Raw genomic sequence first — 11999 nt, 5'->3', positions numbered from 1 at the left:
TAAAGCTAAACTAAATACAAGCTATCAAGGAGGAAGAGAATGGAACTAAAAAACCTGCAGAATCTTATTAAGTACCAAGCTATGTCAATCATGTCATCGCCATCTAGTGATTCGATGTCTTATAATTCTCCTTTAATTGATTTAGCTTTTAAACAGCTTTTACAAGATAGAATAAATCAGGCTGAAATAAAACAGCAATCGAATACTATATATAATAATGTGATTAAGCATCCATCAATGTCTGCATACAATCCAATTAATGTTGAGGGAAAAACGGCGTCACCATCACAATTTGATGCATTAATAACACAAAAAGCAAGTAAATATGGAATAGATGAAAAACTTATTCATTCAGTTATCGCGGCTGAGTCAAACTATCAGGCAAATGCTAAAAGCAGTGCAGGTGCACTTGGTCTTATGCAGTTAATGCCAGGTACTGCACGTGGGCTTGGTGTTGGTAATCCATTAGACCCTTCCCAAAATATTGAAGGTGGGACAAAGTATCTAAGCCAAATGTTGAATCGTTATAACGGAAACATAGAATTGGCTTTAGCAGCTTATAATGCCGGACCAGGTAATGTTGATAAACACCAAGGCATCCCTCCCTTTAATGAAACGCAAAACTATGTGAAGAAAGTAATGAACAGTTACATAGCGTAAAAAAAGATCAGCGGCAGTTTTCTGCTACTGATCTTTTTGTTTCCTATGCAAGAAATATTTCCTTCACCTTATTACGGTCTAATTTCTTAATTGCCTCAACAATTAATTTAACTGCATTGTCAAAGTCATCTCTGTGCAGGATTGCTGCATGAGAATGAATATAGCGTGTTGCAATTGTAATAGATAAAGATGGCACTCCATTAGCTGTTAGATGAATTGAACCTGAATCAGTTCCGCCACCAGCAATTGAAGCATACTGGTATGGAATACTATGTTCATCTGCAGTATCAATAATAAAGTCACGAACACCTTTATGCGATACCATTGAAGCGTCATATAAAATAATTTGCGGTCCCTCGCCAAGTTTACTGTCAGCATCTTTATCAGATACGCCAGGCATATCACCGGCAATTCCTACATCAACTGCGAAACCAATGTCAGGTTTAATCGTGTTTGCAGAAGTCTTCGCACCTCGCAAACCAACTTCCTCCTGAACAGTTCCGACACCGTATACTACGTTCGGGTGATCTACATCTTTAAGTTGTTTTAATACCTCGATAGCAATTGCACAACCGATACGGTTATCCCATGCTTTTGCTAAAAGCATCTTTTCATTTTCCATTTGGGTAAATTCAAAATATGGTACGACTGAATCGCCAGGCTTTACACCAAACTCTAATACTTCCTCTTTGCTTGATGCTCCAATGTCGATAAACATATCTTTAATATCTACAGGCTTTTTACGAGCCTCAGGCGAAAGGATATGTGGTGGTTGTGATCCAATAATACCTGTGACGTCACCCTTACTAGTCATAATGGTTACGCGTTGAGCAAGCATTACCTGACTCCACCAGCCACCAACTGTTTGAAAATAAACAAAGCCCTTATCATCAATTCGTGTAATCATAAAACCTATTTCATCAAGATGACCTGCGACCATGATTTTTGGTCCATTTTCATCTCCGGATTTCTTAGCAATTAAACTACCTAGATTATCCGTGAAAACTTCGTCTGCAAATGGCTTGATATACCTCTCCATTACATCTCTTGCTTCTTTTTCATTGCCCGGAATACCTTTTGCGTCTGTTAAGTCTTTAAACATTGTTAGTGTTTCGTCCAATTTTGGCATATGTATGCTTCCTCCTTATATACTGCACATTAATTATAACTTGAATTAGCAAAATAACAAATCATTTACCGGTTATACTAGTAACCCTGTTCTTGCCTTACATAATTTTTTTCATTTTTCAATTCATAAGCTTCCACAATTGAATTTTCATTAAAACCAAGAATATCTCCTAACACCAAAAAATTATAAAACAGGGCCGTATAGTTTGAATGTGTTGGATTCTCATGAAATAATACACAATGACTAAACAATTTATTAAACTGATCTGTGGCAGATCTGCTGGACGAATAATCACCATCTGATTTGTATTCATAACCTTTGTTAATACCTAACGATAAAATAAAATGAAGACCATCAACGTATTCTTCTAGGATGATGGACTGATCACTTGGCCCCTTTTGACTCCAGAATTTAAAACATCTTGTTTCGTTTGCAAGTTCTCCCAGTTCAACAAGCAATGCAAGGTATTTTGATTCAAAAAGATCATTTTTATCCAATTTGTGTTTTTCCTCGATATGACTATCGAGTTGTTTTTGCATGGAAAACAGTTTTTTCCAGTCCATTTACTATCCCTCATTTCATATTTATTATGATTGTATCATGAAAATCTTTCAAATTGTGAAACCTGTTTCAGTGCTTTAACGTATAAAAGAGTAATAAACTTTCGAGGAGACGTTTGAATTATGATTATTATTTTATTTCGGATCTTAATACTGATTGCAATTATTCTACTCGTCTACACATTTTATCAATATTACCAAAATCCTAAACGAAAGTTAACAATTGCAAAAGCGAATAATGACTTTTATTTTTTAGACGAACCAAGTAATAGCAAAAAAAATCTGCAGTTCGTCTACAAAGGCTGCTCTTTTGAAGGTGAAAAATATCTTGGTACAACAGAACATGCCTTTGAAGTAATGGATATCCACGTGTTCGTTCATGAACCAATGGAACTTAGGGGTTTCACCCGGGACGATCTTTACTTTCTGGAAAAAGAAATATTGATCAGGTATCCGTATTCCAAAATTGAATGGAAGCACCCTGTTAATAAGCTTGTCCTAACCCAAATCGATTAATTCCGACGACTATTTATTATATAAATGCATTAGAAAACTTAGCTTATGGTGAAAGCCTTAGTTGCACTTGTGCAAAAAGAAAGTTTCTATACTTTCTTTACCACCAAGAAAGAGGAATTCAAACTAATTGAATTCCTAGACCTGGAATGACTATGTTCGTATAGGAAAAAACTCATTCCACTTAATTATCACTTCTTTTCTTCTTAAAATATAAATAAGCGGTAATAATGAAAGAAGTAATACAACAATGTAAAGAGGGGATAAATTGGAAATCCACTTACCTATTGACGTGTACACCAGTGCTAAAGGTATGTTTGTTAACAGTGAAGACTTAGTGTAGTCTTTAAATCCTTGTGTAACTTCAAATAGGCAAAGTGACAATAAATGAAAGTGTATAAATGGTATAAGACGAAGTATAGCAATTTGCGAAGTGGTGAACTCTGAACGATCCCCGATTAGTTTTCTTTTGATGGAAACTAACTTCTTAAACGTATTTGGCATCCACCTAATTATTCCGTAGAAACCGATACTTGATAATGTTATACCAATCACGGAATACAATGTTCCCGCTATAGCACCAAATAATATCCCCCCAGAAATACAAATAAATACTACTGGAAGAAAAAACAATGGCCTTAGCAAGTGAAAGCCTATAAATAATAGCGGTGCAAATATTCCTCCAGTTTCAACGACCGCCATTAGATAACTACCAAATAGTTCCATACCATGCCTCCTCTGCCTTTTTCATTGTTGATTGTCTGCAGCATGTTTAAAACCACTTTGTACATGTATATGACATAAGACGAGCCTTTATGACACAGAGCAGAGAAAAGCTTTTACAACCTTGGTATCCGACTTTATAGGAAGCTGTCATTACTTCAGCGGAAAGTGACTGCTGAAGTGGAAATCACTATTACTGAAGGGATGCCATGCATGCCCACCTGCCAAGATTGAAAAGCTACAAAACTAGTGAAAAGAGCTATTAAAATAATTCAAAAAAGTAAAAGAAAGAGACAATCTGTAGTATTAAAACTAGTGGTAGTCCAATTGAGAACATACGATGTTTGGTCTTATGTCTAAAAAATCGCATACCCACAATAGCTCCTATTGATCCACCCAAAATAGCCACTGTCCAAATTGTTTTTTCAGGTATTCGCCACTTTTGTTTTATTGCCTTTTTTTTGTCGATCCCCATTATGATAAAAGCAATTATATTTAAGACTATAAAAAACCAAAATAATGTTGTTTCAAAGTTCATGTGAACTTACCTTCCTTTCTAGCAACCAAACTACATCAATGCAGATATCCTTTTTGTTTCTATTTAATGCAGAATCAAAAATGTAAGTATAAAAATGACCAAATTCCTTGGAACGGAATTTGGTCATTTGAATTACTTATATGCTTTTTGTCTAGCTACGCGGGCTAGCGGTTCGTGACGTAAGCAATTGACACTCCGAGCACTTAGATCGTGTGCTCTACGGTCCCTTACTTACGCATTTCACCGCTGAGTAAGCCCGCTCTGCTTTTCTTGTCTAGCTGCGCGGGCTAGCGGTTCGTGACGTAAGCAATTGACACTCCGAGCACTTAGATCGTGTGCTCTACGGTCCCTTACTTACGCATTTCACCGCTAAGCAAGCCCGCTCTGCTTTTCTTGTCTAGCGGTGGCTCCTAGAAGCTACCGTCATAAACAATTAACTCTCTGAACGCTTAAACCTTTGCGTTCTTCGGTTCCTTGCTTATGCGTCAGCTTCTGACCAGTCGCCTCCGCTTTTCTTTGTCTAGCTGCGGCTCCTAGCGACTAGCAAATAGGTAGTCCTGATGAACGTACGTATAGTTCCACGTACTTTTCACAGTCCTATCTATTTGTACGTCGCTGACCAGTCGCCTTCGCTTTTCTTTACTTAATTGCTGATTTTGCTTTTTCTGCAAGTTGGCTGAAAGCTTTTTCGTCATTAATCGCTAAATCAGACAACATTTTACGATTTACTTCAATACCAGCAACTTTTAATCCGTGCATCAATTTGCTGTACGAAATATCGTGAATGCGAGCTGCTGCGTTAATACGTGTAATCCAAAGTTTACGGAAATCACGTTTTTTCTGTCTACGGTCACGATAAGCATATTGACCTGACTTTATTACTTGTTGTTTTGCTGTTTTAAATAGCGTGCGTTTTGAACCATAATAACCTTTTGCAAGTTTTAGTACGCGTTTACGACGAGCGCGCGTAACTGTTCCACCTTTTACACGTGGCATATTAATACCCTCCTAATACAAATCTATATCATTGTATATCCTGTTAGTTTAGTAGCATATAATTGCTTACTTTGGAAGCATTGCTTTGATGCGCTTGTAATCTCCTGCTGATACCAGTGTAGATTTACGTAACTTACGCTTTTGTTTTTGCGATTTATTTGCAAACATATGACTTGTGTATGCATGTGAACGTTTTAATTTTCCAGATCCCGTTCTTTTAAAACGTTTTTGAGAACCTTTATGGGTTTTCATTTTAGGCATGTAGAGTTCCTCCTTGTAAACATATAAGAATTATTTTTCCGCTATGGGTGCAAGCATTATGAACATATTACGACCTTCCATTTTCGGTCTTGATTCAATCGTTGCAATGTCCTTACATTCCGCGGATAATCTGTCCAATACTTCTTGTCCAAGCTCTTTGTGTGTGATAGCACGACCACGAAAACGTACTGCTGCTTTAACCTTATCACCATTTTCAAGGAACTTTCTGGCGTTCTTTAACTTGGTCATAAAATCATGTTCGCCAATTCCAGGTGTGAATCGAACTTCTTTCACATTAATGATTTTCTGCTTTTTGCGTGCTTCTTTGTCTTTCTTTTGTTGCTCATAACGATGTTTTCCATAATCCATAATTCGACAAACAGGTGGTTTTGCATTAGGAGCAACTGCAACTAAATCTAAGTTTCTAGTTTGGGCAATTTCTAATGCTTCCTGACGAGTCTTAACTCCCAGTTGATCACCGTTTGAATCGATTAGACGTACTTCTCTCGCACGAATTTTTTCATTGACATTCATATCTTTGCTAATAGCCAGCCACCTCCAAATTAGTATAAAGTAATTCCTGATCCATCATTGACAAGTGCATTCGAAAAACGTAGCTTACTGAATAATGATGACAGATGCTTCGTTTCCCTTATACTTTAAACATTAAATTTATCAACTTAATTAAAGCACAAAAAATGCAGGTGCATGATATGCACCCACACAACTTTAATTATCTATTTAAAGAAGTTAGAACCAGTCAACTGCTAATTTGCGTTGAACAGGTGAGAAGCGGGTGCCTCTACTTGTCTCAGATCATTTAATTTTATTCAACTTTTAAACTATACCATTTAATCCAGGCTTAGTCAAATAAATCTAGTGTAAAAGCATCAAAATTATGCATTACTTTATCTACCATACCATATGCAGCATAGTAGGTAAAGTTTACCTTAGTGTGACAACCTATTTTCTTAATGTTTTATTCTTTATTTCTTCTGTAACTAAATTCTCGAAATCCAGATAACTGATTGTCTCGGAATTCTTTTCCCCATATCTTCGTACATTTACTGCACCTTCTTTTATCTCATTGTCACCTACAACTAATCCAAAAGGAATTTTTTGTGTTTGCGCTTCACGAATTTTGTACCCAATTTTTTCATCACGTTCGTCTACTTCAACGCGGATACCCTGCAGTCTCAATTTATCAACTACATCATTAGCATAATCTAAATGAACGCCAGGCGAGACAGGGATAACCTTAACCTGTACAGGAGATAGCCAAGTTGGGAAAGCTCCTTTATACTCTTCTAAAAGGAATGCTACAAAACGTTCCATCGTTGACACAACACCTCGATGGATAACTACTGGACGGTGTTCTTTTCCATCTTCGCCAATGTATGTTAAGTCAAAGCGATCTGGTAAGTGGAAATCCAACTGAACAGTAGATAACGTTTCATCTTTACCTAATGCAGTTTTAACCTGTACGTCCAGTTTAGGGCCATAAAATGCCGCTTCACCTATAGCTTCTACATAATCAAGCTCCATGTCCTCCATTGTTTCTTTTAACATGGCCTGTGCCTTATCCCACATCTCATCGTTGTCAACATATTTTTCTTTATCTTCAGGGTCACGATAAGATAAACGGAAATAGTACTCATCAATTCCAAAATCTTCATATACTTTTTGTACGAGCTCTACCACCCTAATAAATTCCTCTTTTAATTGGTCTGGACGGGCAAAGATATGTGCATCATTCAATGTCATCGCACGAACGCGTTGCAATCCTGCTAACGCACCACTCATCTCATGACGATGCATTGTCCCTAGTTCAGCTATCCGCACTGGTAAATTGCGGTAGCTATAAAGTTGATGCTTATATACCATCATATGATGTGGGCAGTTCATTGGACGTAAAACAAGGTCTTCATTGTCCATTTCCATAGTTGGGAACATGTCCTCTTTATAGTGATCCCAATGTCCACTCGTTTTATAAAGCTCAACACTTCCTAACACAGGAGTATATACATGGCTATACCCTAAACGTTCTTCTAGATCAACAATGTATCTTTCAATGTTACGTCGAATTGTAGCTCCCTTAGGTAACCATAAAGGTAAACCTTGTCCAACCTTCTGAGATACTGTGAATATTTCTAATTCCTTTCCAAGCTTACGATGATCACGTTCCTTGCGTTCTTCCAAAAGTTGCAAATAATCATCAACTTGTCCCTTTTTTTCAAAAGCTGTACCATAAATGCGCTGCAGCTGTTGGTTATTGCTATCACCACGCCAGTAGGCCCCGGATATACTTAATAGTTTAAATGCCTTAATTTTACTTGTAGATGGTACATGAACTCCTCTACAAAGATCAAAAAATTCACCTTGTTTGTAAATTGTTACTTGTTCCTTTTCTGGAATCGCATCAATTAACTCTAGCTTCAATTCATCTCCAATATCTTTAAACATTTGTTTTGCTTCTTCTCTAGAAACCTCTACTCGCTCAATTTCTAAATTTTCGTCAACAATTCGTTGCATTTCTTTTTCTATTTTAGGAAGGTCCTCAGGTGTGATAGATTCTTCCATATCCATGTCATAGTAAAATCCTTCTTCAATTACTGGACCAACACCAAACTTTACATTTTTGTATAACCGCTTAATAGCCTGAGCCATTAAATGTGCAGTTGAATGACGGACAACATCTAACCCTTCTGGACTTTTATAGGTGATAATTTCAATTTTCCCACCAAATTTTAACCCTCGACGAAGGTCAACCAATTGATCATCTAACTTTATTGCCAAAGCCTGTTTCTTTAATCCAGGTGATATAGAGAATGCTATTTCTTCTCCAGTTGTTCCATTTGGGAATTCCTTGCTAGCTCCATCTGGAAATATAATTCTGATGTTTTCCATTTTATAACACTCCTTCTTATGTTCTTTATTCTGTTAAATCGAGTTCAAATTTTAGAAAACTTGGCTTATCGCCAAGCCTTTATGGCGACTTAGTTGCGCTTATGCAGTAAGAAAGGATTTATACTTTCTTAACTGCAAAAAACGCCCATCCCTCTGCACTAATTGCAAAGGGACGAGCGTTGGTCACGTGGTTCCACCCTGATTCCCGCGAAAACTTAATCACGGCTTCATTATCTTTAACGCAGAATATACGCTACTACTTACTAGTTATTCAATAGTAGAGTTCAAAGGTGGTAATCATTTGTTATACACAAGGAAGCTTTCAGCCGTGTCCTTCCATCTCTAGTCTGTATAATTATCAAACAATCTTGTCCTTATCATAACCAAATATCAATTTAAATATATATAAATTGTATTATAGCCTCTCTATGATACATTTGCAAGTATCATTCATAGTTTTTTAAGTACTGAGGAAATGGAAAATCAATCATTGGCTTAAACTCAACTCGCTCTTGAAAAACATTAATTATAGTTAACGTTTTTGGCTCATCTGGATTTTCCCCATAAATCAATATGTTCTCAGGCGCCATTGCTATTAGAGGGGATAGGTTTTTTTCGTTACTATCGAGCCCCACTATATACAATGGTTCTTTCTGCATAATCATGTGTAATTCCATGTTTGTAAAACGTTTTCCATTTGAATGGAAAAATACGAATGGATCCTCTTGAAGCATATAAACTGTAGGTATAACTGCTTCCTTCTTCGCAATATATTCCCTAAGTGCATTAATAAAAGAAAGATGGTCTTCTTCTCTCTTTAACTCATCAATAGCTAGTCCAGTAAAACATTTGATGAGTTCCTTGAAAGGTTTGATACGAAACTTAACCAATGAATCGTAATGAACCGTGCATGCATTTTTTACCATAGAATTAAATAATGATTCCAAAAATAAACCTGGGTCTTGCGTTTCTGTTAGGTCGATATTTTCATCATCACCCCCGGTTATAATCCAATGGGTCAGATCTAAAATTTTGTCAATTTCATCTTGATTGGTGTAGTAGAATTCATCCTGTATGACAGACCTTATCATATCTGAGAGACGATGAAACATAAATACATCAACTAATGCCCCTGCGATTGAATCAAGTGATGAATTATCGACATCCTTTATCTCAATCTGTAAATGATTCCCCCATTCATCATGTGTTTTCCAGTGTAACTCAATCTTCTTGTTAATTTGAAACAATGCCTCACAAAAACTGATTACTTCCTTGTCTGATTCCATATAAATATCCAGCAATACATCTCACCCTCACAAAACCAAGCTGATACATTATATGGAAAGAATAAGGAAAAAATGTATAAAGAAAAAAACTACCTTTTAAAATTAAAATGATAGTTTTTTACCTTTACCTGTTTCTTCTGTTTTCACCGGCTATTCGTACTTCATTACTAACCTGTTTTATACGCTCAGTAATACGTCCTGCTTTTACTGTTTCAATAGCTCCACGATTTGTTTTGGCTAATTGATCTTCTAGTTGATCCAAATTATAGTTAGAGGTAAAAAAGACAGGAAGTCCTTCCATCATACGATACTGTAATATCGAGCCGAGAATTTCATCACGAAACCAGGCAGATTGTGATTCCGCACCAATGTCATCAATCATTAAAACTTCAGCTTTTTTAAAATACTCGATTTTTTCATTTATAGAATCGTCTTTAAGAGAAGCTTTTATTTCTCTTACAAACTCGGGCATATAAATGATCATTGAGGAAATATTAATCTTTCTCAGTTCGTTTGCAATAGCTCCCAGGAAAAACGTTTTCCCAACACCAAATGGGCCATAAAAATATATTCCTTTAGATGGTAGGCCAGATGAGTGAACTTTAACCAGAAAGTTGTCTATTGCATCAATTGCTTCAAGTCTTTCGTCATCACTTTCAATTATTTTCATTGATGCATTTAGTATTTCCTTTGGCATATATAAACTTTGGATTAAATCCTGTTGTTGTTTCTGTTTTTCATGTGCTACATGATTATGACACTTTTCATATTGCATATGAATTTCATTATTATCTGTTTTGAGGATAGGTGAATATCCCTTTAGCATATTGACACAACTACCAAATGACTTGCACTTATCACATTGTTTTGATTGCGTTTTGTACTCATATAACTTAATTAAATTCTTATTAATCTCCCTCTGTGTTAATTCAGGATGTAATAAAAGAAATTCTTTTATCTCTGGATCCATCAGAATTTCGTTTTTGATTTTATTATAGTTATCTTTAAAATTCTTATTTTCGTTCATCCATTTTTTTAATGTAGATTGGACTGGTTTCATAGCAATCATCCTTGGCAATGATTATTTTTGTTACTCTGCTGAATACTTTTTTAAAATTGCTTCCATTTTTTCTCTTTCCATGGACTTATCTTTATCATTATTTTTAGCTGTATTTTTCTTTTTATCCTTGTTTCGATCCTTAAACCAATCTGGAACAACTTCATTAGAATAACTCTTATTATACGTTTGTCTAGAAAATGTTGGTGCGGTTTTCTGGTATCTATTTTTCTCCTTTTTAGCAAAACCCATTGCTTCCTTAGCTGTTTTTAGATTAGCCCTCGACCAATGACTAGCAATCTTCTCTAAATAAGCTTTCGATAGTTTCATATTCGATTGAAGTAAAACGAAATGAATCAATACGTTCATAACAGGAGAAGGTAACCCTTGTGAGGTCATTACTTCACGTATCACCCGCATATCCTGATCTGAAGCATGGTTACCACTAGATAGGTCTTCTAGTAGTTGTTTTGGAGAAATAGTTTCCAAGTGTTGGATTAATTGTTCCTCCTGCGTTTCGGGTACGGACTTTGGTTTTTCCTTTGGCTTTTCCTTCTCTGTCAGTTTAACAGTGGTAGTATTGTATTTGGATTTAAACAAATCATGACACGCATTTTTAAATTCATCGGTGTGCAACGTGTTTTCATCAGTCAACGCCCATAACATGCCTTTTTCAATTTCATGTGACTGTAATTCATATAGCTTCATCATCTGTAAAATAAGTTGTTTGTTATCTGGAGTCAAAATATTTTTAACAGGTATCATTCGCTGCTCAAGCATTATTTTAATCCAGGTAAAATCCACCGAATCTTCTGTAGGCGTTGTCTCTGTGGAATCGACGTCGTTCATAACTTGTCCATAAGGTGTAAATGTCTGAAACACGTCATTGAAAGAAACTGTAACATTATCCCCAGGGTGATTTGTTTGTCTCTTATAATACTTTTGTTTCAAATGATCAAACTTTTCTTCGCCAATATGATAATAGAGCAATTGTGCCAACATTTCATCTCTGAAGAATTCACGTGGAGAAAAAGGGGCTTTTAATTCATACGTATAAACTGACTGTTCGTTTACTAGCCGATGATAGGTTCTCATCAATCCAATACCTTCTAGTTTAAGTCTGGCTCGATATATTTCATCAAGAGGCAAGTTTAAATAATTCATTAAAGTATGATGCGTTTGAGGAATGTTTTCATCCTGTATATCAGCCTCATGTAGTAATGTCATGAACAGGGAAACTGATTCAATTCCAATTAGTGGTTGATATAAATGGGTCATTGCCTTTTCAAAGTCTACTGGTAAACTCTTCTTTTGCAAAATATAATATCCATCCACCGGTAGGACTTTTCCAATAATGTTCATAACCTTT

The 11999-nt window shown here is 36.0% G+C and carries 13 protein-coding genes and 2 other annotated features; of the genes, 2 read left to right on the top strand and 11 right to left on the bottom strand.

Annotation, left to right across the window (positions count from 1 at the left end; genetic code table 11):
- The first annotated feature begins 39 nt into the window (after positions 1-39).
- On the top strand, positions 40-660 hold the full coding sequence (locus ACOI1D_RS00175; protein WP_422498253.1) for a lytic transglycosylase domain-containing protein: 621 nt from the start codon (positions 40-42) through the stop codon (positions 658-660).
- Between the two features lie 43 nt (positions 661-703).
- Here the strand turns inward: ACOI1D_RS00175 and ACOI1D_RS00170 are convergent, their stop codons facing one another.
- Both ACOI1D_RS00170 and ACOI1D_RS00165 read right to left on the bottom strand, forming a co-directional pair.
- On the bottom strand, positions 704-1789 hold the full coding sequence (locus tag ACOI1D_RS00170; RefSeq protein ID WP_422498252.1) for a M42 family metallopeptidase: 1086 nt from the start codon (positions 1787-1789) through the stop codon (positions 704-706).
- A gap of 77 nt (positions 1790-1866) precedes the next feature.
- Positions 1867-2352 (bottom strand): dUTP diphosphatase, encoded by a 486-nt coding sequence (locus ACOI1D_RS00165; RefSeq protein WP_422498251.1) that lies wholly within the window; start codon positions 2350-2352, stop codon positions 1867-1869.
- A 120-nt stretch (positions 2353-2472) separates the two neighbouring features.
- On the opposite strand from ACOI1D_RS00165, the gene ACOI1D_RS00160 reads away from it, so the two are divergent.
- Complete coding sequence (locus ACOI1D_RS00160) at positions 2473-2865, top strand: sigma-w pathway protein ysdB (protein ID WP_422498250.1); 393 nt, start codon at positions 2473-2475, stop codon at positions 2863-2865.
- 150 nt (positions 2866-3015) lie between these two features.
- Here ACOI1D_RS00160 and ACOI1D_RS00155 read toward each other — a convergent pair whose 3' ends face one another.
- The 9 genes from ACOI1D_RS00155 to ACOI1D_RS00115 form a co-directional block, all read right to left on the bottom strand.
- Positions 3016-3588 (bottom strand): TVP38/TMEM64 family protein, encoded by a 573-nt coding sequence (locus ACOI1D_RS00155; RefSeq protein WP_422498249.1) that lies wholly within the window; start codon positions 3586-3588, stop codon positions 3016-3018.
- 259 nt (positions 3589-3847) lie between these two features.
- Positions 3848-4123 (bottom strand): DUF1294 domain-containing protein, encoded by a 276-nt coding sequence (locus ACOI1D_RS00150; protein ID WP_422498248.1) that lies wholly within the window; start codon positions 4121-4123, stop codon positions 3848-3850.
- Positions 4124-4762: 639 nt separating this feature from the next.
- Positions 4763-5119 carry a 50S ribosomal protein L20 gene (gene rplT, locus ACOI1D_RS00145; RefSeq protein ID WP_422498247.1) on the bottom strand — a complete coding sequence of 119 codons (357 nt, stop codon included), beginning with the start codon at positions 5117-5119 and terminating at the stop codon, positions 4763-4765.
- Positions 5120-5185: 66 nt separating this feature from the next.
- Positions 5186-5380 carry a 50S ribosomal protein L35 gene (gene rpmI, locus ACOI1D_RS00140; RefSeq protein ID WP_404453472.1) on the bottom strand — a complete coding sequence of 65 codons (195 nt, stop codon included), beginning with the start codon at positions 5378-5380 and terminating at the stop codon, positions 5186-5188.
- Positions 5381-5410: 30 nt separating this feature from the next.
- Positions 5411-5914, bottom strand: coding sequence for a translation initiation factor IF-3 (gene infC, locus ACOI1D_RS00135; RefSeq protein WP_422498246.1), 504 nt, complete (start codon positions 5912-5914; stop codon positions 5411-5413).
- 152 nt (positions 5915-6066) lie between these two features.
- Positions 6067-6194, bottom strand: a sequence feature (ribosomal protein L20 leader region).
- A gap of 149 nt (positions 6195-6343) precedes the next feature.
- Complete coding sequence (gene thrS / locus ACOI1D_RS00130) at positions 6344-8287, bottom strand: threonine--tRNA ligase (protein WP_422498245.1); 1944 nt, start codon at positions 8285-8287, stop codon at positions 6344-6346.
- Between the two features lie 165 nt (positions 8288-8452).
- Positions 8453-8677: a binding site (T-box leader), on the bottom strand.
- A gap of 56 nt (positions 8678-8733) precedes the next feature.
- Positions 8734-9588 carry a sporulation protein YtxC gene (gene ytxC / locus ACOI1D_RS00125; protein ID WP_422498244.1) on the bottom strand — a complete coding sequence of 285 codons (855 nt, stop codon included), beginning with the start codon at positions 9586-9588 and terminating at the stop codon, positions 8734-8736.
- A 109-nt stretch (positions 9589-9697) separates the two neighbouring features.
- Positions 9698-10633: a primosomal protein DnaI gene (gene dnaI, locus ACOI1D_RS00120; RefSeq protein WP_422498243.1), complete on the bottom strand. Its 936-nt coding sequence runs from the start codon at positions 10631-10633 to the stop codon at positions 9698-9700.
- A 30-nt stretch (positions 10634-10663) separates the two neighbouring features.
- Positions 10664-11992, bottom strand: coding sequence for a replication initiation and membrane attachment family protein (locus ACOI1D_RS00115; RefSeq protein WP_422498242.1), 1329 nt, complete (start codon positions 11990-11992; stop codon positions 10664-10666).
- Positions 11993-11999: the final 7 nt, after the last annotated feature.

Origin of the sequence: Virgibacillus sp. DJP39, assembly GCF_049310925.1 — a bacterium.
In the GTDB taxonomy this organism is placed as follows: domain Bacteria; phylum Bacillota; class Bacilli; order Bacillales; family Amphibacillaceae; genus Virgibacillus_F.
Note: the sequence above shows the minus strand (reverse complement) of the source record. Positions and strands in the feature narration are given on the sequence as shown.

Bases quoted from the DNA above. Each gene is read 5' to 3' on its own strand.
- ACOI1D_RS00150 (WP_422498248.1), bottom strand. From the start codon at position 4,123: ATGAACTTTGAAACAACATTATTTTGGTTTTTTATAGTCTTAAATATA.
- ACOI1D_RS00155 (WP_422498249.1), bottom strand. From the start codon at position 3,588: ATGGAACTATTTGGTAGTTATCTAATGGCGGTCGTTGAAACTGGAGGA.
- rpmI (WP_404453472.1), bottom strand. From the start codon at position 5,380: ATGCCTAAAATGAAAACCCATAAAGGTTCTCAAAAACGTTTTAAAAGA.
- ACOI1D_RS00175 (WP_422498253.1), top strand. From the start codon at position 40: ATGGAACTAAAAAACCTGCAGAATCTTATTAAGTACCAAGCTATGTCA.
- infC (WP_422498246.1), bottom strand. From the start codon at position 5,914: ATGAATGTCAATGAAAAAATTCGTGCGAGAGAAGTACGTCTAATCGAT.
- rplT (WP_422498247.1), bottom strand. From the start codon at position 5,119: ATGCCACGTGTAAAAGGTGGAACAGTTACGCGCGCTCGTCGTAAACGC.
- ACOI1D_RS00160 (WP_422498250.1), top strand. From the start codon at position 2,473: ATGATTATTATTTTATTTCGGATCTTAATACTGATTGCAATTATTCTA.
- dnaI (WP_422498243.1), bottom strand. From the start codon at position 10,633: ATGAAACCAGTCCAATCTACATTAAAAAAATGGATGAACGAAAATAAG.
- thrS (WP_422498245.1), bottom strand. From the start codon at position 8,287: ATGGAAAACATCAGAATTATATTTCCAGATGGAGCTAGCAAGGAATTC.
- ACOI1D_RS00165 (WP_422498251.1), bottom strand. From the start codon at position 2,352: ATGGACTGGAAAAAACTGTTTTCCATGCAAAAACAACTCGATAGTCAT.
- ACOI1D_RS00170 (WP_422498252.1), bottom strand. From the start codon at position 1,789: ATGCCAAAATTGGACGAAACACTAACAATGTTTAAAGACTTAACAGAC.
- ACOI1D_RS00115 (WP_422498242.1), bottom strand. From the start codon at position 11,992: ATGAACATTATTGGAAAAGTCCTACCGGTGGATGGATATTATATTTTG.